The organism is Marinobacter sp. M5B (assembly GCF_042604615.1).
GTDB classification, from domain to species: Bacteria; Pseudomonadota; Gammaproteobacteria; order Pseudomonadales; family Oleiphilaceae; genus Marinobacter; species Marinobacter salarius.
In genome coordinates, this window is record NZ_CP156894.1 from 3,020,667 (window position 1) to 3,042,943 (window position 22,277).

Consider the following 22,277-nt stretch of genomic DNA (forward strand, 5'->3'; position numbering starts at 1 on the left):
TTCAAGTAATAGTCATTAACGGAAGAAAGCTGCAACCCGCAACGGCAGGCTGCAGCGTTGCGTTCTTCTACCCGGGGTTTTTCCGCACCGCATGAACGATATCGGAAAAAGATCCCGGGCCGGGATCAGGGGTCACTCGAATACCAAGGCGCCGGCTAAGCTCGTCAGCGGACAGCAGCCCGCAAATGACCTGCTCCTCTGCCCCAACGGCGACAGTGTCCATTACCAAAAGATAGTCCGAATGAAGCCCCTTGAAAATGGTGATTAATTCATCAATTTTCAGGTCCTGAAGCTTACCGAGCTCTATCGTTGGTAAGCGCCATACCGGCCGCATGATGTCCCGCGCAACAATGTCGGCGATGGTACTTCCACGCTGGTTGGCGAGACTCATGGGCCAGGAACCGATCAGATCCTTCAGGGTCAATATTCCGACCACCTCATCATTTCGATTGATAACCACACAAAAGGTTTCTCCGGAAACATCCAGTGTCTTCTTGACCTCCTGGATCTCTCGCGATGACCGGACGATCACCGGGGCTTGCCTGGTGAAGTCCTTCAACAGCTCCGACGCGGCGGCGTCATTGGTGAGGGTGTCCTCGTCTTCCGGTGAAACAAGCCGGTATCTGGCTCCGGCAGACAGGGACGCTTGAACGCTTGATTGATTGCCCATGGCAATTCTCCTGGCTAAAGACCATTTCTCCAGGCGCGGGGCACCCACGCAGGGGCAGCAGCGCCTGAATCAGTTCGAATGTCTATAGCTGGGAGGGAGGTGCCTGTGACTGGCCTGGGTAACTGAGAATTCTTCTGGGGGGGCCGTCAAAGGCCAACTGGTGAAGGGCGCGGGACGTTAACGCCGACGGTGGATAAACGAATGTGGGCGACAGCGACGACACATCGCCGGGTGACGAGGCCCCTTCTGAGGATTCGGAACTGCCTTGCCAATCGCTCAGCGCGACAGTGGTGGCAACAGGATCATCCAGGGTGGGGAGCGCAACGGTAACCGATGTCCAGACAACAAATATCAGTGCCAGCAACGCAACGAGGTTGCCAGACAGACTGAATGTGTGTTCGGAGCGACGGGGCATCATTTCACCGTGTTAGTAGTTGCCTAACTAATGCAAAGGCGACGGCTAATGATAACCTCAGGGGATGGTGGCAATGCAAGCTTTCGTGGCCGATACGGGAAAAGCGTGTCCTGAAACGAATAAGGGCCGGTCAAAGACCGGCCCTTATTGATATGGTAGCGGGGGCAGGATTCGAACCTACGACCTTCGGGTTATGAGCCCGACGAGCTACCAGACTGCTCCACCCCGCATCAAACTGGTGGTTAACCGGGTAAGGCCCCGATCAACGAGGTGCGCATAGTACGGGGCGTTGATGCGCCTGTCAAAGGGAAAAATGAATTTTTTCGCCAACTTACCGCTCAAGTATGGCCGTCACCCCCTGCCCCCCTGCGGCGCAGATGGAGATCAGGCCACGGCCACTGCCTTTCTCTTCCAGCAGCTTCGCCAGAGTGGCCACGATACGCCCACCGGTCGCCGCGAAGGGATGGCCGGTGGCCAGACTGCTGCCCTTGACGTTCAGTTTGTTTCGATCAATGCTCCCCAGCGGCTTTTCCAGACCCAACCGGTCCTTGCAGAACGCAGGGTCTTCCCAGGCCTTCAGGGTGGAGAGCACCTGGGCGGCGAACGCTTCATGGATTTCGTAGAAGTCGAAATCCTGCAGCGTCAGCCCGGCTTTTTCCAGCATGCGTGGCACGGCGTAAGCAGGTGCCATCAGCAGGCCCTCCTTCTTGTCGACGAAGTCCACTGCAGCCACCTCGGAGAACGTCAGGTACGCCTTGATCTCCATGTTGTTGGCTTTTGCCCACTCTTCGCTGGCCAGCAGCACACAGGAGGCACCATCCGTCAGCGCAGTGCTGTTGGCGGCGGTCATGGTGCCGTTCTCACGATCAAATACGGGCTTGAGCGTCGCCAGCTTTTCAAGGGTCGTGTCCGGGCGCAGAATGTTGTCTTTCTCCAGGCCTGCCAGTGGGGTCATCAGATCCTTGAAAAAACCTTCATCATACGCGGATGCCAGTTTCTGATGGCTCTCATAGGCCAGCTTGTCCTGCTCGTCGCGGGGGATGGACCACTCGCGTGCGGTAATCTGACAGTGCCCCCCCATGGACAACCCCGTTCTGGGTTCGCCGTTTTGCGGAATTTCCGGTTTCAGATGGCTCGGACGAAAACGACTGAGCACTTTCAGGCGTTCTCCGGCTGTCTTGGCCCGATTCAGATCCAGAAGAATTTCACGCAGACCCTCGCCTACCCCAATCGGCGCATCCGACGTGGTATCAGTGCCGCCAGCGATGCCGCACTCGATCTGCCCTAACGCAATCTTGTTGGCCACCAGAATGGCCGCTTCGAGCCCCGTACCGCAGGCCTGCTGGATATCGTAGGCGGGTGTTTCCGGCGCCAGGCCGCTACTCAGCGCGGATTCCCGGGTCAGGTTAAAATCCCTGGAGTGTTTGATAACCGCGCCAGCAACGACCTCTCCAAGGCGCTGCCCCTCCAGCCCGAAGCGATCAACCAGTCCTCGCAGCGCACTGGTCAGCAACTCCTGGTTGCTGACCTTGCTATACGCGGTATTGGAGCGGGCAAAAGGAACCCGGTTGCCACCAATAATGGCAACCCGGCGGATATCGCTTTTAGCGGCCGTGGTCTTCTTTGCCGTCGACGTTTTCTTTTGGGTGCTTTTCGGTGCCTGTGCCATGATGATGTCCTGTTTAAACGAGTGTATCCGTTGCGTTGCAGTCTAGCGCCAACCGGGCCCGGCTCATTGGCATCCCTGACAACCGTAACAGGGCATTGAGTCAATTCAAAAGCGGCCGGATTCTTTAACCTGTACGCCGATATTCGTTTCGCAAAAGGAAAATGCCATGTCTGATCGCTATCTCAAGTTCGTCAATACTCCGTTTGGCAAGACCGCCGCCCAGTCCCTGGGGCTGCCCGCCCCGGTTCCCCTGAAACGCTGGAAGCGCGCGGACCAGCCGTTTATTGAGGGCGACGTGCTGATCGGCGCTGCCAACAGCAGCAAAGCTATCTCGACGATTGGAAAGGTGCTGGGCGCCAGCGCCGCAAAACTCTTTCATGCCAGCGCCATGGATACTCTGAACGATTCTGCCAAAAGCGGCAACAAGGCCGAAGCCTTGCCCCTGAACGCGGACATTGATCGCAAATTCTCCGCCCTGGTGTTTGATGCCACGGGTATGAAAGACACCACCGATCTGAAAGCGGTTTACGATTTCTTTCACCCCACCATCCGCAAGCTGGCGGGCAACGGTCGAGTGCTGGTGATAGGCCAGGACCCAAGCACCTGTCGCCAACCCGCCAAGGCCGCTGCCCATCAGGCACTGGAAGGCTTCGTGCGCAGTGTCGGCAAGGAAGTCGGCAAGAAAGGAGCTACCGCGAACCTACTGTGGATGGCCCCCGGCGCCGAACAGCAACTGGAGTCCAGCATCCGGTTCTTTTTATCGCCCCGATCGGCCTATGTCTCTGGCCAGGTAACCCGCATCAGTAAGGGAGCGACCGCTCACGCCAGCAACCCTGTCGCGCCGCTGGCCGGAAAGATTGCACTGGTAACCGGTGCGTCCCGCGGCATTGGCGCGTCTATTGCCGAAACCCTGTCGCGGGATGGCGCCACGGTCATTGGCCTGGATATCCCACCGGCCCTTGAGGACCTGCAGAAAGTTATGGCCCCCATCAAGGGTAAGGCGATGGCGTGTGATATTACGGATGAGAAAGCGCCAAAACAGATTGCAGACTTTGTGAAGGAACATTTCGAAGGCATTGATCTGGTCATCCACAACGCCGGCATCACCCGTGACAAAACCCTGGGCAACATGCCCGAGCATTTCTGGGATATGACCATTGCCGTGAACCTGACCGCCGAGGAACTGATCGACGAAGAGCTGATGCACCAGGAGCTGCTGCGTGAAAACGGACGCATTGTCTGCATTTCCTCCATCAGCGGCATTGCTGGCAACTTTGGCCAGACCAATTACTCCACCGCCAAGTGCGGCGTGATCGGCTATGTAGAGGCGATGGCAAAACAGGTGAAAAACGGCGTGACCATCAACGCGATAGCGCCCGGGTTCATCGAAACCCAGATGACGGCCGCTATGCCGATTACCATTCGCGAGGCCGGCCGGCGCATGAACAGCTTGTCTCAGGGCGGTTTGCCAGTCGACGTGGCCGAGGCTATTGCGTGGTACTGCAATCCTGCATCAAACGGCGTGAACGGGAACGTTGTTCGGGTTTGCGGGCAATCGTTGATTGGAAAATAACGAGGGGGGAAAATGGTGGGTGGTACTGGGATCGAACCAGTGACCCTCGCCTTGTAAGGGCGATGCTCTCCCAGCTGAGCTAACCACCCGGGATCTGGAAACAAAAAAATGGCGGAGCGGACGGGACTCGAACCCGCGACCCCCGGCGTGACAGGCCGGTATTCTAACCAGCTGAACTACCGCTCCGCATCAATCCCGGCCTGATCGGCCTTAGGGACCTGAAACCGGGCGGGGTGGCCCGGTGATGCTGAAAAGTGGTGGGCGGTACTGGGATCGAACCAGTGACCCTCGCCTTGTAAGGGCGATGCTCTCCCAGCTGAGCTAACCGCCCACTTTTACAGCACACTGGTGAGTCAGCGTTGCTGTCTCAACCAAGTGAGACGCGCATTTTAAGCATTTGTCTGGCGGTGTCAAATTTTTTCCGGAGTTTTTCTCAAAAAACCTGCAACTCGCTAAAAAATGTACAATTTTCAATCAAGCCTGTTTATCACTCCCGGTTTTCTTTGCCGCCTTCACAGACTTCAACCGAGTGGCTTTCTGTCCTGCCTTCCTCGCCTTGTGATCAAGTGACAGCTCGTTCACACGCGACTTTCGATCCGCAGGCAATGCCCGCTCCGCCAGCGAGCAATTGAGATGATCAAGACGTTTTCTGAGGCTAGCTATCCGGTGGCCTGCGTTTTCCAGTGCCTCGGGAAGCAATTCTCCGGAAAGCCGGCGAAACGTTAGTTGTAATGAATCTCTCAGCGACATGATCCGGCAACCCTCTGAATACGGACACCTCACAGTCTAGTAACCGAAACCGGAAACAACAATTCGCAGTACACCAGATCGGCGACGTTAGAATATCCACCAACCGCCACCGGATTCTGCCTCTTCCCGACGCTCCCGCTCCTGTTCCAACGCCGCATACTCCCGCTCCAGTTCCCGCAATCGACGATCGCTTTCAAGAGGCACCGTAGGGCCACCGCCAAAGGGCCAGTACCAAGGCGTTTCGTCATACTTCCCCTGTTCTCTCAGGCGCTCGATTTCAGCCGCTCGCTCCTCTTCCAGAAGAACCAGATTGCGCTCGTAGTCTGCGTCCTCATTCACCTCAACAATGGAGGTCGCAGCGTGATTAGGGGCAAGCAAATCACTATTCAGAAAACGCGTGGAGACAATTTCTTTGGCCTGCATGGCGTAGTCACGGGTCACGAGCTGCAAGTCGCCAGACCTCAGGGGGTGGTCCTCGGCGAGTTCCGGATGGTTACTCTCCGGCTCTTGCAACTCGTTATAGCGCAGGTAATACACCCTTCCGGGTTCGACCTTGAGCGTGGCGTCTGCAATCAGGCTCAGGCTGAACGAATTGAGCCCCTCAAGCCCCAGCAGTGGCCGGCGGATGGCGATATGCCGCTCGCCAGGGGCAACTTCAAGCCAGGTAAAACTGTCGTTTCGAATATTGAAATAGTGGTGGTCGTCTATGTAAACGCTTGGCGCCTCGATCTCGTCCGCAGCCCACTGGGAATGGGTGCGGTAGAAATAGAGAACCGCATTGCTGCGATCCCACTCATCATTGCCGATATGAACGAAATCGTGCCCGGATACCGGGTGCAAAAACGAGCCAACGCTTTTACCGATGGACTGGTACACCGTGCAGCCGGCACCAGAAACCAACAGCAAAGCCACAAATACGGCCGCCATTGGCCGGGGAAAACCGGGAAAAAGAAATCGGGTTGTCATTGTTGTGCACTCTTCATCCTTTCGCGAGTTGTCCCGATCATAACAACTGCAATCTCGCGGAACTGAGAGCTACCGCAAGGGATGAATACAAACTGTTACAAAGCACAGCAGGCCCTGCTTGCCCTGCTGTGCCTGCGTACCCGTTCGCAGCCGCCTTCTATTGGCCGGACATCCGCGAGCGCAGATCATTGACCTCTTCCGACAGGCGAACCAGCCTTGAGGTTAATTGCGCCCGCGAAGAGTCAATCGAAGACACGGTTTCCCTCAGCCCCGCCAGATCTTTGCGAACGGCATCCAGCTGGCTGCCGCTGGACAGGTTATTGGTGGCCTTTTCCAGCGCTGCAATACGGCTTTCCAGGCCATCAATGGTGAGGTTTTGCTCTCGCTCGAAACGCAACAGCTGGCGCTCTACCAGCTTGTCCACTCCGGCCAGGGATTCATCCAGCTTCGTCAATTGTGAGGCATTCTCCTGGCCAGTTTCGCGAACGGCGGTAAGCTGCCGCTCAAAGTCCGATTGAACCTTGTCCAGCCTGGAGGACACCGTTGCCTCCAGCTCCTTGACCGAGGCAGACAATGCTTCCCGCTGGCTGTTGCCGCTATCCACATCTGACCTCAAAGATTCCAACCTGGCCTGGTGGTCGTCGAGCCGCTTGCGGTTGCGGTCATTAGCAACCCCCCACAGCTTGGCGATCTCGCTGTCAGCCGTATTGAGGCGTTCCTTGTGGGACGCCAGCGTGTCTTCAATGGATTGCCCTTTCTCCTGCAGGTTCTCGCCGGTCTCGGAAAGTTCCCCCTCAAACCGGGCCAGCGCCAGTTTGCTTTGGCGCGCCCAGTAATCCGCTTCTTCCAGCTGACCTTCCAGTGCCTGTATACGCTGCTCTTGCTGATACCAGCCAGCGCCCGCCGCTCCGGCAACAATCAACAGCGCGATCAACAACACTGCACTGCGGCCCGAACCACCACCGCCAGATGTTTTCCGGCGTTTTCCAGCAGGTTTGCCCGGGCCGCCATTACCGGCCGACTCTGGCACGGGTGCTTGGCGTTTTTTGCGCTCTTCCACTTTATTGCCGGGCACGCCGGTACGTACTTCATCATCATCTGGACGGATTGGTTCCATAACAGCTCCGGTATATGGACGGTAACGTTAATAAAGCACGATAATACCCGTACCTTGCGACTCAGCAAAATGACGGCCAGGAGAGCTGACAGTATGCGCTCCCTGGCCATCGACTGTTTGCATGGCCACGGGGCCTTACATACAATGTCCGGCTTTCTCACATATCAGGACTGTTGCATATGCAGCCGCTTGTAGGACTCATCATGGGCTCGAAGTCTGACTGGCCCACCATGGAACACGCCGCCGAGATGCTGGACAAGCTGGGCGTGCCTTACGAGACGAAGGTTGTCTCTGCCCACCGTACGCCGGATTTGCTGTTTGATTATGCCAAGACTGCCTCTGATCGGGGCCTGAAGGTGATCATTGCAGGCGCGGGCGGTGCTGCTCACCTGCCTGGCATGGTCGCGTCACAAACGTCACTGCCGGTCCTTGGTGTTCCCGTCCAGTCCAAAGCACTCAACGGTCTTGATTCGCTGCTGTCCATCGTACAAATGCCCGGCGGCATTGCGGTTGGCACCCTGGCAATTGGTAAAGCCGGTGCCACTAACGCTGGCCTGCTGGCGGCTCAGATTATCGGTACATTCAAGGACGATGTCCGTATAGCGGTCGATGAGTTTCGCGCTACACAGACACAGACAATCCTGGATAATCCTGATCCCAGCGATCAATAATCAGGAATCGGACTTTGGTGTACGAGCGGGTGGGGGATGCTTTCCAAAACACGCTCCTTGCGGCACATCCATGTGGCGCTTGGGCTCCGCCATCCATGGCTCCGCACAGTTTTGGAAAGCATCCCCCACCCACTCCCCGAACTAATGCAGATGCCTAATTAAAGGCAGGAGACAACGAATGAGAATTGGTGTTTTAGGGGCCGGTCAGCTTGGCCGGATGTTGGCTCTGGCTGGCTACCCGTTGGCCAAGACGTTTGTTTTCTATGATATGTCAGGTAATCCCAGTGCCGGGCTGGGTGAAGTGATTATTGATCGAGACGGTCAATACCTGGACGACCTCATTTCCCGGGTAGATCGGGTCACCTATGAGTTCGAACACTTGCCGGTGGACGTAGCAGAGCGAATTGCCAAAGAAAAGCCGGTTCACCCCTGCCCCCGAGCGCTGCAGGTTTGCCAGAATCGAGAAGCTGAAAAGACGCTCTTTGGCGAGCTTGGCATTCCCACACCAGAATGGAGAATTGCAGACACCGCAGAGTCATTGCAGGCCGCTGCCGAAGAACTCGGTTGCCCGGTGGTTGCCAAATCCAACACCGAAGGTTATGACGGCAAGGGACAGGCAGTTCTTCGTTCACCGGAAGACGCAGCAGAGGCCTGGAAATCCATTGGTCATCCGCGTCTGATCGTCGAGAAATTCGTCGAGTTTCGCCGCGAAGTCTCCATTATTGCCGTGCGTGCCGAGGATGGCGAACTGGCCTTCTATCCGATGGCGGAAAACGCTCATCACGAAGGCATCCTGCGTTATTCCATTGCTCCGGCACCAAAGCTGGAAAAACATGTCCAGGAAGACGCAGAACGTTACATCAAGGCGCTGCTGAACGAACTGAATTACGTCGGCGTACTAACGCTTGAACTCTTTGAAACCGCCGAAGGTCTGGTCGCCAACGAAATGGCACCGCGGGTCCACAACTCTGGGCACTGGACCATCGAGGGTGCCATGACCAGCCAGTTCGAGAACCACATCCGCGCCGTGAGCGGCCACCCCTTGGGAAGCACCGACGCTCGCGGTGTCAGCTGCATGATCAACATTATTGCCGAGCATGGCGACATTGAACGAATCCTTGAACTGCCTTACGCTCATGTACACCTCTACAATAAAGGCGAGCGCCCGGGCCGGAAACTTGGCCATGTGACCGTTCTGGCGGACAGCTACGAAGAATTGGTCTGGCGGGTAAAGAACTGCGCCCAGTTTTTACCCGGTTGTCCAGAGTTTAAAAGCACCCTGTCCGAGCAGTAGGCAGGGTGCACACAAGGGGTTGATATAACTCAAAGCGCCCCTATATTTAATAATGGCTTACATACACATAAACAGAGAGAATCAGGGAGAACGACCTCATGGCATTTGAACTTCCCGCACTGCCCTATGAAAAGAACGCACTGGAACCACACATCTCTCAGGAGACTCTTGAGTACCATTACGGCAAGCACCACAACACTTACGTAACCAAGCTCAACGGTCTGGTCGAAGGCACCGACAACGCCAACAAATCGCTCGAAGACATTATCAAGAGCGCCAGCGGCCCACTGTTCAACAACGCTGCCCAGGTCTGGAACCACACCTTTTACTGGCATTGCCTGAGCCCGAACGGTGGTGGTGAGCCTACAGGAGCAGCCAAGGACGCGATCGAAAAAGCCTTTGGTTCTTTCGAAGACTTCAAGAAAGAATTTAACGACAAGGCCGCCAACAACTTCGGTTCAGGCTGGACCTGGCTGGTGAAGAAGGCCGACGGCAGCGTTGCCATTGTTAATACCAGCAATGCCGAAACGCCGCTGACAACCGCCGACAAGCCGGTACTGACGGTCGACGTCTGGGAACACGCGTACTACATCGACTATCGCAATTCCCGTCCGAATTATCTGGAAGCGTTCTGGAAACTGGTTAACTGGGATTTCGTCAACGAAAACCTGGCATAACAGCGCTTCGGATACCTTGCAGGCCACAACCTGCACGCAAAAACGCCCGCACTTCGCGGGCGTTTTCGTATCTGTGATACAAACGATCTTACAAATTGATACACCCGTAGCCTGAATTATCTGGAAGAATTGCCGATACTGGGTACAGTAGGTAAAAACTGAACCATACTTGAAAAAGAATATGTCAGCCGAGAGCCCCTTTGCCCCAGGTGAGCGATACCGGGTCTCATTCAGTTGGAACGAATCAAACAGGCCTCCATGCAAAATTCTTATGAGGTAGAACATCGCCTGGGGTACCGGGTGCTGCGATGGGTACTCGCCGTGGCGTTAATTAGTGGGGTCATCGTCAGCACCGTGCAGGTCATCCTTGATGCCGGACGGGTATCGCAGTCTCTCGATGATCAGGCGCGGCAAACCATGGCACTGGTCAAGGACGCATCAACCCAGGCCGTTTTCAGTATCGATGCTGACCTTGCCCAACAGGTGGTCGACGGCCTCTTTGCTCAGGAAGCCATGCGTGTCGCACGCATTACCCACCCCGACGGCGAACCTCTCGGCAGCCGTAACCGCCCTTTAAAGGAAAGCGCCTCCCGCCGGATTACGGACCCGATTTTTGAATCTGAACGTTACTATCGCAAAGAGCTTTCCCGGGACACTGGCACCGGCAATGTTTACGGTTACCTTGAGCTAAAGTACGACACCGGTCCGGCTGCCCGAACCTGGCTTGAGCGCGCCTCCATCACCTTCGCCTCCGGCATCGCTATTGCCGTCATTCTCGGAATGGTGCTGTTTGTGGTTTTCCATCTACTGCTGACGCGCCCACTGCTACGAATTGTACGCTCTGTTAAACAGGTCAACCCGGATCACCCCGATGACAATCTGATTCACCTGCCTCACGGCCATCAGAAAGATGAATTGGGCCTTTGGGTCAACGCCACCAACAACCTCCTGGTTGCGATTGGCGACAGCCAGACCCGCCACCGGGAAGCAGAAGATCGTGTTACCCGGCTCTCAAGGTACGATCAGCTAACCGGCCTGCCCAGCCGAGACACCTTCATGGAGTTGCTCCAGGCCGATATTGCAGACGCCAGTGATGACAACTTGGTCCTGTCACTGATCTGTTGTGGCATCGATGACTTCAAGTCCATCAACGAGCAGTGCGGTTTCCGCACCGGCGACATGATCCTGCAAACCGTGGCCGATCGCCTTACGCAGAAGCTCGGCGGTACGCGCTTTACCATCGCCCGACTGGGCAGCGACCAGTTTGTTGTGGTGGAGAAGGGATTGAGAGACGGATTTCAGGCCGCCGACACTGCCGACCGTATACTGGCCACCCTAAGCAGCCCGATGATCTTCGATGAGCAGACCATCACCATGACCGCCACCCTCGGCATCGCCCTATTTCCAGGAGACGCGAGTCAAGCCGACAGGTTGCTGCAAAACGCCGAACAAACCATGGCCCTGGCCAAGGAAGGCGGACACAATTATTTCCAGTTCTACGTTGCCAGCGTTGACCAGGAAATTCGTGAACGTAAACAGCTTGAGAAAGATCTCTCCATCGCGCTCCACAACCAGCAGTTCCACTTGGTTTACCAACCACAGATCAACCTGGAAACCCACCGGATTATCGGGGCGGAAGCGCTGATTCGCTGGGAACATCCAGAGAAGGGCCTTGTGCCACCGGATCACTTCATACCGGTGGCCGAGATGAACGGCAGTATCGTGGAAATCGGCCAGTGGGTTCTGGATCAGGCCTGCTGGCAGGCGGCGCGCTGGGCCAGAGACGGCATGCCCCTGCGCATTGCGATCAACCTTTCAGCGGTACAATTACGTCAGAACCACATCGTGGACGAGATTCTGGATACCCTGAAACGCCACAACATCCCCGCCGGACGTCTTGAACTGGAAGTGACCGAAACCAGTTTCATGACCAATCTGGAAGACGCCGTGAAGAAGCTGAAACGCCTGCATAAAGCGGGCATCAGCATAGCGGTGGATGATTTCGGTACCGGTTACTCTTCCCTGACCTACCTCAAGCGCATGCCGGTCCAGCATCTGAAAATCGACAAGCAGTTCATTCATGACCTGCTTGTCAACGAGGAAGACACCCGCATTGCCAACACCATCATCGACCTTGGCAAGAGTCTGAATCTAACGGTAGTGGCTGAAGGCGTTGAGACCGCGGAACAGGAATACTACCTCGCGCAGCGTGGCTGCAAACTGGCCCAGGGCTACTACTTCAGCAAGCCGCTCAAACCCCACGATTTCGAGGTATTTGTTGCTGGCTTTCACAACAAAATTGTCGAAAATAATGTCTGACCACTGAGTCACCCCACCAGGAACGCAAGGAGCCGCCCATGGGAACCACACTGATCGGCCTGATTGTTATTGCAATCGTTGTTGTCTACATCGTGTTTATCTACAACCGCCTGGTATCTCTGAGAAACCAGTTCAAGAACGGATTTGCCCAGATTGATGTTCAACTCCAGCGCCGCCACGACCTGATTCCCAACCTGGTGGAATCGGCCAAGGCCTACCTTTCCCACGAGCGCAACACCCTTACCGAAGTGATGGAAGCCCGGAATAATGCGGTCAGCGCTCAGAAGGACGCTGCGGGCGACCCAGCAGATGGAGGCAAAATCCAGCGCCTGGGAAGCGCCGAGAACATGCTCTCCAAAGCGCTCGCCAACTTTTACGCCGTGGCGGAAAACTACCCAGAGCTTAAAGCCAACGAAACCATCCAGCAGTTGATGGAAGAGCTTTCCAGCACAGAGAACCGGGTTTCCTTTGCTCGCCAGGCCTACAACGATGGCGTCATGGGCTACAACATTTTCCGTGAACAGTTCCCCAACAACATCGTGGCCGGACTGTTCGCTTTCAAACCTTCCTCCCAGCTGGAGCTGGAATCTCCTGAGGCCCGTCAGGCGCCGAAAGTCGCCTTCTGAGGCCCGTTGCCATGGCACATCCCGGTTTTTTCCAGCGCCAGGCCAGCGCCCGTCGCAACACGGGCTTGCTGGTGGCTCTGTTTCTGGCCGCGGTCGTGATCATCACGCTCCTGGTTTGTCTGGTGGGTTATCTGGTAACCCGCAGCGAATACACCGGGCTGGCGTTTGCCGACTGGCTACTGAGCCGCCATGGGCTGTATACAGCGATAGCGGTCGTTGCCCTGATCGGTATTGGCTCTCTGATCCGCTGGGCGGACCTGTCGGGCGGTGGCGAGCGTGTTGCAAAAATGGTCGGCGCCCGTGCGATTGACCCCGCCACCAGGGACACCGACGAGCGCAGGCTTCGCAATATCGTAGAAGAAATGTCCATCGCCAGCGGCATCAGTGTGCCCGAGCTTTACGTGATGGACCACGAGACCGGCATCAACGCCTTTGTGGCCGGCTATACGCCCGGCGAGGCGGTCATGGTGGTGACCCATGGGGCCCTGACACAACTCACCCGTGATGAGCTCCAGGGCGTCGTTGGCCACGAGTTCAGCCATGTTCTCAACGGCGATATGCGTCTGAACGTCCGTTTGATCGCCATCCTGGCCGGCATCCTGATGATCGGACAGATCGGTGCCTTCCTGCTCAGGGCATCCTTCCACCGCTCCCATGTATCCAGCCACTCATCCCGTGACCGTCGGGGCCAGGCTGTTTTCGGGCTGGTAGGTTTGGCGCTGCTGGTAATCGGCTATGTGGGCGTATTCTTCGGAAGACTGATTCAGTCCGCGGTATCACGGCAACGGGAAATGCTGGCGGATGCCTCCTCGGTACAATTCACCCGTAACCCCGAAGGCATTGCCGGCGCGCTGTTCAAGATTGGCCTCAAAGGGGGCTATCTGGACACCACCAGCCATGCCAGTGACATGAACCACATGTGTTTTGGCGAAAGCGCACGCATGAAATTTGCAGCATTGCTGGCGTCCCACCCTCCGGTTCAGGAGCGTATCGAAGCCATCCAGCCGGGTATGTTTGCCCGCCTTCGCAGCAGGCTTAGAGACAGCGAACCGGGAAGTGCCCTTCGATCCATGGGCTCGCACCAAACCTCCGAAACCAGTGCAGATACGGCCCATGGAGCGGTTTCCGGCTTCAGCGCAGCCAGCCCTCGCGCCTCCACATCGCCCCTGAATACCCGGCCATCGGCAGATATCTCAACAACGGTAGGCACCGTCAACAAACGCAGCGAAGACTATGCCGTGGACCTTCTCAACCGACTGCCATCAACATTTCGCAACCTGCTTTACACCCGGGCCGGCGCCATTCAGCTGTGCTATGCGCTACTGATCTACCAGCTTCCTGAGTCATCGCAACAGAAACGGCTGGCGCTGGTCACCACCAACGCCCTCTTTGCGCCCAACGCCGACCTGTTGAACAAACTGCTGCCCGCCCTTACCTCACTGGGCGAGGCAGTACGATTCCCGGCGCTGGAACTGGCCATGCCGGCCCTGAGAAAGCTCGATCCGGACGAGCGCAACCAGTTAATGTCGTGTACAGAGGTGTTGATCAGGGCAGACAACCGTCTGAGCCTCTACGAACTGGCCATGCATACCTTTCTTCGCCGCCACCTGGCGGGAGACTCGGCCCGCCCGGTTCCGGTACGACACCGCAGCTACCGGACAGTAACCGACGAGTTGCAAGTGCTGTTCAGCCTGATGGCCCGGGCGGGTGCTCGTCAGGGCATCGACAGCCAGGGACTGTTCACTGAGGCGATGGCAGGTTTTACCGACGGACCTAAGGAGCCGGAACTTCTGGAGACGGTGTCGATCAAGCATCTGCGGGATGCGCTTTTGGTGCTGAACACCCTGTCGCCGCTGCTAAAACCGGCAATTCTCGACGCTTGCGGCCATTGCGTGCTTGCGGATGGAGAGATCAAGACCACGGAATATGAGTTGATCCGCCTGGTGGCGGATCAACTGGACTGCCCGATGCCGCCACTGGCAGCCTGAGATCAGCCCCTTGGCCGATCAGTCAGGCTGAGGCCGGAACAGCGAGTCTTTCGTTGGCGGTCTTTCCGGGTCTGGCAGGCCCAGCTTCTTGCGCACACCGAGATTGATCTCCCACAGGCTCTGGAACTTCTCATCCGTGGCGGCTACAGCATCGGCCTTGCCAAGCATGATCGTCGGGCGCAGGAATACCAGCAGGTTGCGTTTCACCCGGCGCTCGGATTCGGAGGAAAACAGACGCCCCAACACCGGGATGTCGCCCAGCAGGGGAACCTTACTCTTATTCACCTGCAAATCATCGGTCGTCAAACCACCCAGAACGATGGTTTCGCCATCATCTGCCAGGACCGTAGTCTTGATTTCACGCTTGTTGGTAATGATATCGGAGGCGGACTCCACGCTGTCACCAATATTCTCGGTGGTCTGCTCCACCACCAACCGTACAAGACCATCGGCGCTGATAGTGGGTGTCACCTTCAGGGTGAGACCGATATCGCGACGCTCAATCGTGGTAAATGGGTTGGTTGTACCGTCACCTGTGACAGTGGACTGACCGGTACGGAAAGGTACGTTCTGGCCAACGATGATTTCGGATTCCTGGTTATCCAGGGTAATGATACTGGGAGTAGACAGCAGATTTGCCGCCGCCGAGGTCGACAGAGCCTGCAGCAGCACGCCCCAGGAAACGCCGTTTTCATTCCGCTGGCCTGCGCCAATGGTAATACCGCCGGTGGCCGGTGCAATCACCGAATCAGAAAGGATCGCACCCAATACGTCGCCCAGGCTTCGGCCGACGTTGTTGAAGTTAGTGCCGGCTACTGGCGTAGACTCGCCGGATTCATCCCCCAGCGCCAACTGAACACCAAGATCCTGCCCCAGCTCGTCGCTGATTTCGACGATGGCCGCCTCAATCATTACCTGGGCACGGCGAACATCCAGGGCCTTAACGATCATTTCAGCTTCCTGCATCATCGACGGTTCACCGCGTACCACAAGCGCGTTCAGCCCCTCGTCGGCGAAAACGGAAAAGTTGGTGTTACGTCCGCTCCCGGTACTGCCGCCAGCGCCACCGGTGCCCCCAGAGGATTCCTTGGCCACCTCACCCATCACGCCCTTGAGAATTTCAGTGAGATTCTCCGCGTCCGCGTGGCTCAGGCGAATGACCTTGGTCGTGCCGCCGGTGGCCGAGGGCTGGTCCAGCTTCCTGATCAGCTCCCTCATCTTGTCACGGAAGGTTTCATCACCCCTGAGAATAAGCCGGTTGCTGCGCTCATCGGCCGTTACGCTGTACTTGCGGGCAGCGTTATCGCCACCACCCTGGCCCAATTCCGCCGGAGCCAGTTCCTGCAGCAACTCGACCATATCGCCCACCCAGGCCTCTTCGAGCTGGATCACCTCCACCTCGTATTTGGACGGACTGTCGAGCTCTCTCACAATCTGTTCGATGCGCTGGATATTGGAAGAGTGGTCGCTGACGATCAGGGCATTGGCGGCCGCCACCCCCGCCAGGTGGCCATACTTGGCCACGAGCGGGCGCAGGATGGGCACCAGTTCGAGGGCATTGGCGTTATCGATCTGAATAACACGGGTAATCAGCTGCTCTGAGGGCACCTCCGTAAACCGCTCCAGCGACTCAGCGGATTGTTTGGCGTCCACCTGCTGAACCACCTTGATCACTTCCTCACCGGGAATGGCGGTGAAGCCATGCACCTGCAACACGGCCAGGAACAGGTCGTAAATCTCGTCCTTGTTCATGGGGGCACTGGACAGGACGGTCACCTTTCCCTTCACCCGTGGATCCACAACAAAGCTGTAGCCGGTGATATCGGCCACCTGGGTCACAAAGGCGCGAATGTCGGCGTCCTTGAGGTTCAGTCGCCAGGTCTCCGTTTCCTGCCCGTAAGCAACAGACATCAGGGGCATCAGCAGGGCCAGAACAAAGGCCCGGAATAATTTGGATCTGTGGTTAAGCATCTGGCGTTATTGTCCTGTATCGTTAAATCCGTTCATCGCCACTGTTCAGGTATGGCATAGCTCACGGTCAGAATGGATCCGTCCCGTTCAATTTCTATTTCCAATTGCGGCTCAGACCGCCAATTCTCAAAAAGCATCATATCCTGCTCAAGATCCCCCAGCCGCTGGCCATTGACGGCAGTGATGACGTCACCGGCCCTGAGGTTGACAGCATTGAGCATGGCATTGGAACCATCGTACACATAACCGGACGTACCTCCCTCCCCGGTCGGGCTCAGCCCGTATGGTGCAAGCGCCGCAACTCCCTGGGAATCAAGCTGTTCCCGTGCTTCACTCAGGAACTGCTCCGGCGAAGACGCCGGTTCCGCCAAATCTTCTTCCACGCCCTCAACCAGGCCAGTGGAAAGCTGTTCTTCAAACGTCAGGGTTTCGTATTGCCCATTCCTGCGAATCAGCACCCGGCCTGGTTCCACTTCCGCCAGTTCGGCGTTACCGGGCAAGACCTCACCCACACGATAGTGCTCAGTTACTCCATTGCTTCCCGCAACTATAGCACCGGAGTCCTCCGGGCGCTCTGCCACCAGCACACCTTCAAGCCTGAGGTTGAGCCTGGTTTCCGGTGCCGACCGGCGTACCACTTCTGCGACACGGGTTTGTTCTTCCGCCCTGCCAAACACCTGATGGGCCGCCAGTGGCTGTAATCGGCCGCCACCTGAAGCGCTCGCGCGGCTGTCAGAGGCGGGTGCCATGGCCACCGGGCGGTCATCCCAGGCGATGAGCCAGGTTGTCTGCGCCAGTACCAGGGCAACATAAACCACGAGGCCCGCCAGTAACAAATTGGCCAGCAACCGGGGCAGTCGCCGGCTACCGATAACAGCCGCCATTGCTGTCACAGAGCACCTCCCGGAATCAAGGGCTGCTTGACCCTGAAGACGACATCACTGGGGTTAGCAGAATCTGGCCAGGGTTGGTCGGCCAGGTCGATCATGCGTTTATAGACTCGCAACTCCATCATACCGTTCCAGCGAATCTCGGCATCCGCCGCGGGGCCATCGCCGCCCTGCTCCGAGATGACCAGCGCAACGCCATCGGCCGTACTGTCCATCGTCGCCAGCATGGGCGGGAAATCTGCCTGGCCAATATTATTCCCCATGGGCCAGGTAACCTGGCCTCCTGCCCAGCGGCCAACGCCGTCGGCCTGGGTCACGCGGTTGTCCTGCCACGACAACACCAATCGATCAATGGTGACGTCACCTTCGATGACTGCTCCACCGCTGCGTCGGATCAGGTCCTCAAATTCAGCGACTGCCAGATGGCCACTGGCGTTGAGGGTGCCTGCCCCCTGCCATCCGAGACTAACATTGCCATCCACGGAAGACTGTGACGACGACACTGAAAAATCGACGGGTAACGATAATCCAGAAACGGACGGCATGCCCAGCCGCCACTCAAGCCTCACAGGATAACCGGCGACCACCACGCCGGCAGCGCCTGACCAGACCCTGCCAGACACCTGACTGACCTGGACTTCCGGCGGAAGCGCAACATAGGCAGACGCCTGATGCCAAAGCCATCCGGCCGGTACGAGAACCACCAGCGCCACCAGATAAACCAGCACACCGGCCAAGGTCAGCAGGAACACTTTGCCGGGTCTGAGAAAGGCTTTTGCTGGGGTTTCGCTCATACAGTGTCACAAAGATAAATGGCCGGTTGCCGAGTCTAGCAAAGCCATTTCGCAAGTTCATGACAAAAAAACAAAAAACCCCGCATCGGTGTGAACCAATGCGGGGTTTTCCGGGTTTATGGGGCCATTCCTCAGAAATTGAGAATTGGTCCGGGTCCGGTCGGCATTACATCATGCCGCCCATGCCTCCCATTCCGCCCATGCCACCCATGTCCGGCATACCGCCGCCGGCGCCTTCTTCTTCCGGCTCGTCCGCAATCATCGCCTCAGTGGTGATGATCAGGGAAGCCACGGAAGCAGCTGCCTGCAGCGCGGAACGGGTCACTTTGGCCGGGTCAAGGATACCCATTTCCAGCATGTCACCGAACGCTTCGGTAGAGGCGTTATAGCCATAGGCACCTTCGCCTTCCATGATCTTGTTCACAACAACGGAGGCTTCACCACCGGCGTTGGTCACGATCTGGCGCAGCGGAGCTTCCATGGCACGGCGCAGGATGTTAACGCCCGCCTTCTGCTCTTCGTTGATGGCATCAACCTTGTCCAGAGCCGCGATGGCGCGAATCAGGGTGACACCGCCGCCCGGCACAATGCCCTCTTCAACCGCAGCGCGGGTGGAGTGCAGAGCGTCTTCAACGCGGGCCTTCTTCTCTTTCATTTCCACTTCAGAACCGGCGCCAACCTTGATGACGGCTACACCGCCAGCCAGCTTGGCCACGCGCTCCTGGAGCTTTTCCTTGTCGTAGTCGGAAGAGCTGTCTTCAATCTGCTTACGGATCTGCTCAACGCGGGCTTCGATATCACCCTGAGCACCAGCACCGCCAATAATGGTGGTGTTTTCCTTGGTGACGTTGACGCGCTTGGCAGTACCCAGGTCATCAATGGTGGTGTTTTCCAGAGACAGGCCGACTTCTTCGGAAATAACAGTGCCGCCAGTCAGAATAGCGATGTCCTGCAGCATTTCCTTGCGGCGGTCACCGAAGCCGGGTGCTTTTACAGCATTTACTTTCACAATGCCGCGCATATTGTTCACGACCAGGGTCGCCAACGCTTCACCTTCGATGTCTTCAGCAATAATCTGCAAAGGCTTACCAGCCTTGGCCACAGATTCCAGAACGGGCAGAAGCTCACGGATGTTGGAGATCTTCTTGTCAACCAGCAGGATGTACGGGTCATCCAGTTCGGTGGACATGTTTTCCTGGTTGTTGATGAAGTACGGAGACAGGAAGCCACGGTCAAACTGCATGCCTTCCACTACGTCCAGCTCGTCTTCCAGGCCACGGCCTTCCTCAACGGTGATAACGCCTTCCTTACCCACTTTCTCCATCGCGTCTGCGATGAGCTGGCCGATGGTCTCGTCGCCGTTGGCGGAGATCGTGCCTACCTGGGCAATGTTGCGGCTGTCGTCACAGGGCTTGGACAGGTCACGGATGGCCTGTACTGCTGCGATTGTCGCCTTGTCGATGCCACGTTTGAGGTCCATCGGGTTCATGCCGGCAGTAACGGCCTTGATGCCCTCACGAACAATGGCCTGTGCCAGAACGGTCGCCGTGGTGGTGCCGTCACCGGCGGTATCATTGGCCTGGGAAGCAACTTCCTTGACCATCTGGGCACCCATGTTCTCGAACTTGTCTTTCAGCTCGATTTCCTTGGCGACGGATACGCCGTCCTTGGTGACGGTTGGTGCGCCGAAGGACTTGTCCAGAACAACGTTGCGGCCTTTCGGGCCCAAGGTTACCTTAACTGCGTCCGCCAGGATGTTGACACCCTGAACCATGCGTTTACGGGCGCTGTCACCGAATCTAACGTCTTTTGCTGCCATGTCATCTATTCCTGTTCGTTAAACCCAATTCAATCGTTCAATCGGATTGCTGCGTAACCGAGCGCTTACTCGAGAACGCCGAAAATGTCGTTTTCGCTCATGATGAGCAGGTCTTCGCCGTCAACCTTTACGGTGTTACCGGCGTACTGGCCAAAGACCACGGTGTCACCCACCTTTACCGCCAGCGCACGGGTTTCGCCATTGTCGAGAATACGGCCATTTCCTACGGCGATAACTTCACCCTGGGACGGCTTCTCTTTGGCATTACCCGGCAGTACGATGCCACCAGCTGTTTTCTCTTCTTCTTCCTTACGGCGCACGACAACACGATCGTGTAGCGGACGAATTTTCATTGCTCGATATCTCCAATGTCAGGTTAGGTTTGGCAATGATGGTTGCGTTAAAAGCCGGGGCTTTTAACCAACTGTTTTACAGCGGTTATTAGCCCGCAGCGAACTTGTGAGACCTATGTGGGGGTGGCCGATGCGTTTTCAACACTTCCCCTGAAAAATTTTTCAGTTTTTTTTCGGACCGCCATCGCCGTGATCACTATCCTCTCGGCCTTCGGTATTCCGGTTCAGGCGATCGTAGTCGCGCTCGGTTTCGTCGCGGTATTCCCCTTCAATAATGTCATCGTTCCTGTCGAAAGGATTTTGACGCCCGAACGGCCCTTCGCGGCCGCCAAAGGGCCCCTGCCCCTGGAAAGGCCCCTGCTGGCCTGCGGTAAATGTGAAACCGCCGGACTGGCCGGCCACCACCATTCGCTTCAGGGCCTGGGCGGCGAACCAGTGGCGGGTGCCCGGAATCAGGCAAAGGAAGCCAATGGTGTCGGTGACGAATCCCGGCGTCAGCAGCAGGGCGCCGCCCACGGCCAGAATCAGGCCTTCCGCCACTTCCTTCGCTGGCAACTCACCACTATTGAGCCTCTGATTGGCTTTCAACAAGGTGGCGAGCCCTTGCTGCCTCAGCAGCGCGGCACCAATGATGGCCGTCAAGAGGACAAGGCCAATGGTATTCAGGGCGCCAATCATGGTGCCAACTTTGATCAATATCGTCATTTCGACGATGGGCATGACAATGAATAAAAACAGAAAAATGCCCAAGGGAGCCTCCGTGGATGAGCGTTGGTCTGGTTGCTGCGACCGTAAAAACCTCTGATATACTCGCCGCTTCCGCTAATGCTTAACCTTAGGGCAAAACATGAAACTTCAAGATTCCGTGATCGCAATTACTGGCGGCGGCCAGGGTTTGGGCCGAGCCATGGCTGAGTATCTGGCAGCCAAAGGGGCTCGTCTGGCGCTGATTGATCTGATGCCGGAGAAGCTGGAAGAGGCTGCAGCCGCCTGTAAGAAAGCCGGTGGCGATGCCAGAACCTATATCTGCAATGTTGCCAAGGAAGACGATGTCGAGCAGACATTTGAGGCTATCGTAGCGGATTTTGGTCAGCTTAATGGGTTGATTAACAACGCTGGCATCCTTCGGGATGGGCTGATGGTGAAGGTTAAGGACGGCCAGGTTGAGAAGCGCATGGAGCTGTCGCAGTGGCAGTCGGTGATTGATGTGAATCTGACGGGGGTTTTCCTGTGCGGCCGTGAGGCGTCTACGCAGATGATCAAGAATGGCGATCAGGGTGCGATTATCAACATTGCGTCGATTTCCCGTGCCGGGAATATGGGCCAGAGCAATTATTCTGCCGCCAAGGCGGGGGTTTCGGCGTTGGTGCCGGTGTGGGCCAAGGAGCTTGCCCGTTATGGCATTCGGTGCATGGGGATTGCGCCTGGCTTTATCGAGACTGAGATGACGGCTTCGATGAAACCGGAAGCCCTTGAGAAGATGACCGCTGGTATTCCCTTGAAGCGTATGGGTAAGCCGGAGGAGATTGCGTCTGCGGCGGCGTTTATTTTTGAGAATGACTATATGTCGGGGCGGATGATTGAGGTTGATGGGGCGCTTCGGCTGTAGGTTTTGAGCTTTGCCCCTCTCTGCTACCTAGCCTGAAGGGTTTGGGGGCTGGCTAGGGGGTGGTGCCAAATTTTTCTTGGAAAAAGAACTCGCTTTGCTCGGACAT

General features: G+C 56.9%; 19 protein-coding genes and 4 tRNA genes. 8 read left to right on the forward strand and 15 right to left on the reverse strand.

All coding sequences use genetic code 11. The features are described from left to right. Positions 1-67 precede the first annotated feature (67 nt). From AAGD24_RS13685 to AAGD24_RS13700, 4 genes are all read right to left on the reverse strand, one after another. Positions 68-670: a CBS domain-containing protein gene (locus AAGD24_RS13685; RefSeq protein WP_151982570.1), complete on the reverse strand. Its 603-nt coding sequence runs from the start codon at positions 668-670 to the stop codon at positions 68-70. An 82-nt stretch (positions 671-752) separates the two neighbouring features. Next, on the reverse strand, positions 753-1,085 hold the full coding sequence (locus AAGD24_RS13690) for a hypothetical protein (protein WP_126812161.1): 333 nt from the start codon (positions 1,083-1,085) through the stop codon (positions 753-755). A gap of 153 nt (positions 1,086-1,238) precedes the next feature. Further along, positions 1,239-1,315, reverse strand: a tRNA-Met gene (locus AAGD24_RS13695). Positions 1,316-1,416: 101 nt separating this feature from the next. After that, positions 1,417-2,754, reverse strand: coding sequence for an acetyl-CoA C-acetyltransferase (locus AAGD24_RS13700; RefSeq protein WP_075196447.1), 1,338 nt, complete (start codon positions 2,752-2,754; stop codon positions 1,417-1,419). Positions 2,755-2,920: 166 nt separating this feature from the next. Between AAGD24_RS13700 and AAGD24_RS13705 the strand changes: the two genes are divergently transcribed. After that, positions 2,921-4,327, forward strand: a complete 1,407-nt coding sequence (locus tag AAGD24_RS13705) for a 3-oxoacyl-ACP reductase (protein WP_151982574.1) — start codon at positions 2,921-2,923, stop codon at positions 4,325-4,327. A 13-nt stretch (positions 4,328-4,340) separates the two neighbouring features. On the opposite strand, the gene AAGD24_RS13710 is transcribed toward AAGD24_RS13705, so the two are convergent. From AAGD24_RS13710 to AAGD24_RS13730, 5 genes are all read right to left on the reverse strand, one after another. Next, positions 4,341-4,416, reverse strand: a tRNA-Val gene (locus AAGD24_RS13710). A gap of 20 nt (positions 4,417-4,436) precedes the next feature. Next, a tRNA-Asp gene (locus AAGD24_RS13715) sits at positions 4,437-4,513 on the reverse strand. Positions 4,514-4,582: 69 nt separating this feature from the next. After that, positions 4,583-4,658 (reverse strand) — tRNA-Val (locus AAGD24_RS13720). Between the two features lie 506 nt (positions 4,659-5,164). Then, positions 5,165-6,004 (reverse strand): DUF2846 domain-containing protein, encoded by an 840-nt coding sequence (locus tag AAGD24_RS13725; protein WP_379867351.1) that lies wholly within the window; start codon positions 6,002-6,004, stop codon positions 5,165-5,167. 196 nt (positions 6,005-6,200) lie between these two features. Continuing rightward, positions 6,201-7,160 carry a hypothetical protein gene (locus AAGD24_RS13730; protein WP_091641020.1) on the reverse strand — a complete coding sequence of 320 codons (960 nt, stop codon included), beginning with the start codon at positions 7,158-7,160 and terminating at the stop codon, positions 6,201-6,203. A 179-nt stretch (positions 7,161-7,339) separates the two neighbouring features. On the opposite strand from AAGD24_RS13730, the gene purE reads away from it, so the two are divergent. From purE to AAGD24_RS13760, 6 genes are all read left to right on the forward strand, one after another. Further along, positions 7,340-7,831 (forward strand): 5-(carboxyamino)imidazole ribonucleotide mutase, encoded by a 492-nt coding sequence (purE, locus tag AAGD24_RS13735; RefSeq protein WP_036210119.1) that lies wholly within the window; start codon positions 7,340-7,342, stop codon positions 7,829-7,831. 178 nt (positions 7,832-8,009) lie between these two features. Continuing rightward, positions 8,010-9,125: a 5-(carboxyamino)imidazole ribonucleotide synthase gene (locus tag AAGD24_RS13740; protein WP_379865390.1), complete on the forward strand. Its 1,116-nt coding sequence runs from the start codon at positions 8,010-8,012 to the stop codon at positions 9,123-9,125. 98 nt (positions 9,126-9,223) lie between these two features. Then, positions 9,224-9,802, forward strand: coding sequence for a superoxide dismutase [Fe] (gene sodB / locus AAGD24_RS13745; protein ID WP_036210113.1), 579 nt, complete (start codon positions 9,224-9,226; stop codon positions 9,800-9,802). Positions 9,803-10,060: 258 nt separating this feature from the next. After that, positions 10,061-12,121, forward strand: a complete 2,061-nt coding sequence (locus tag AAGD24_RS13750; RefSeq protein ID WP_379865392.1) for a putative bifunctional diguanylate cyclase/phosphodiesterase — start codon at positions 10,061-10,063, stop codon at positions 12,119-12,121. A 38-nt stretch (positions 12,122-12,159) separates the two neighbouring features. Beyond that, positions 12,160-12,747, forward strand: a complete 588-nt coding sequence (locus tag AAGD24_RS13755; RefSeq protein ID WP_289599985.1) for a LemA family protein — start codon at positions 12,160-12,162, stop codon at positions 12,745-12,747. 11 nt (positions 12,748-12,758) lie between these two features. Next, entirely contained in the window at positions 12,759-14,735 is a 1,977-nt protein-coding gene (locus AAGD24_RS13760) for a M48 family metallopeptidase (protein WP_379865394.1), read from the forward strand. 18 nt (positions 14,736-14,753) lie between these two features. Here AAGD24_RS13760 and gspD read toward each other — a convergent pair whose 3' ends face one another. The 6 genes from gspD to AAGD24_RS13790 form a co-directional block, all read right to left on the reverse strand. Continuing rightward, the gene (gene gspD, locus AAGD24_RS13765; RefSeq protein WP_336146470.1) at positions 14,754-16,706 is read right to left on the reverse strand and encodes a type II secretion system secretin GspD; all 1,953 of its coding nucleotides are present in this window, start codon (positions 16,704-16,706) and stop codon (positions 14,754-14,756) included. A gap of 32 nt (positions 16,707-16,738) precedes the next feature. Then, a complete protein-coding gene (locus AAGD24_RS13770; protein ID WP_036210102.1) occupies positions 16,739-17,590 on the reverse strand; it encodes a type II secretion system protein N in 852 nt (283 codons plus the stop codon). A gap of 5 nt (positions 17,591-17,595) precedes the next feature. Continuing rightward, complete coding sequence (gene gspN / locus AAGD24_RS13775) at positions 17,596-18,390, reverse strand: type II secretion system protein N (protein ID WP_075196452.1); 795 nt, start codon at positions 18,388-18,390, stop codon at positions 17,596-17,598. Positions 18,391-18,556: 166 nt separating this feature from the next. After that, positions 18,557-20,209 carry a chaperonin GroEL gene (groL, locus tag AAGD24_RS13780; protein WP_036210097.1) on the reverse strand — a complete coding sequence of 551 codons (1,653 nt, stop codon included), beginning with the start codon at positions 20,207-20,209 and terminating at the stop codon, positions 18,557-18,559. A gap of 65 nt (positions 20,210-20,274) precedes the next feature. After that, a complete protein-coding gene (gene groES / locus AAGD24_RS13785; RefSeq protein WP_007155569.1) occupies positions 20,275-20,562 on the reverse strand; it encodes a co-chaperone GroES in 288 nt (95 codons plus the stop codon). A gap of 162 nt (positions 20,563-20,724) precedes the next feature. Then, positions 20,725-21,312 (reverse strand): FxsA family protein, encoded by a 588-nt coding sequence (locus AAGD24_RS13790; protein WP_036210095.1) that lies wholly within the window; start codon positions 21,310-21,312, stop codon positions 20,725-20,727. 97 nt (positions 21,313-21,409) lie between these two features. Between AAGD24_RS13790 and AAGD24_RS13795 the strand changes: the two genes are divergently transcribed. Then, positions 21,410-22,171 carry an SDR family oxidoreductase gene (locus tag AAGD24_RS13795; RefSeq protein ID WP_075196453.1) on the forward strand — a complete coding sequence of 254 codons (762 nt, stop codon included), beginning with the start codon at positions 21,410-21,412 and terminating at the stop codon, positions 22,169-22,171. Positions 22,172-22,277: the final 106 nt, after the last annotated feature.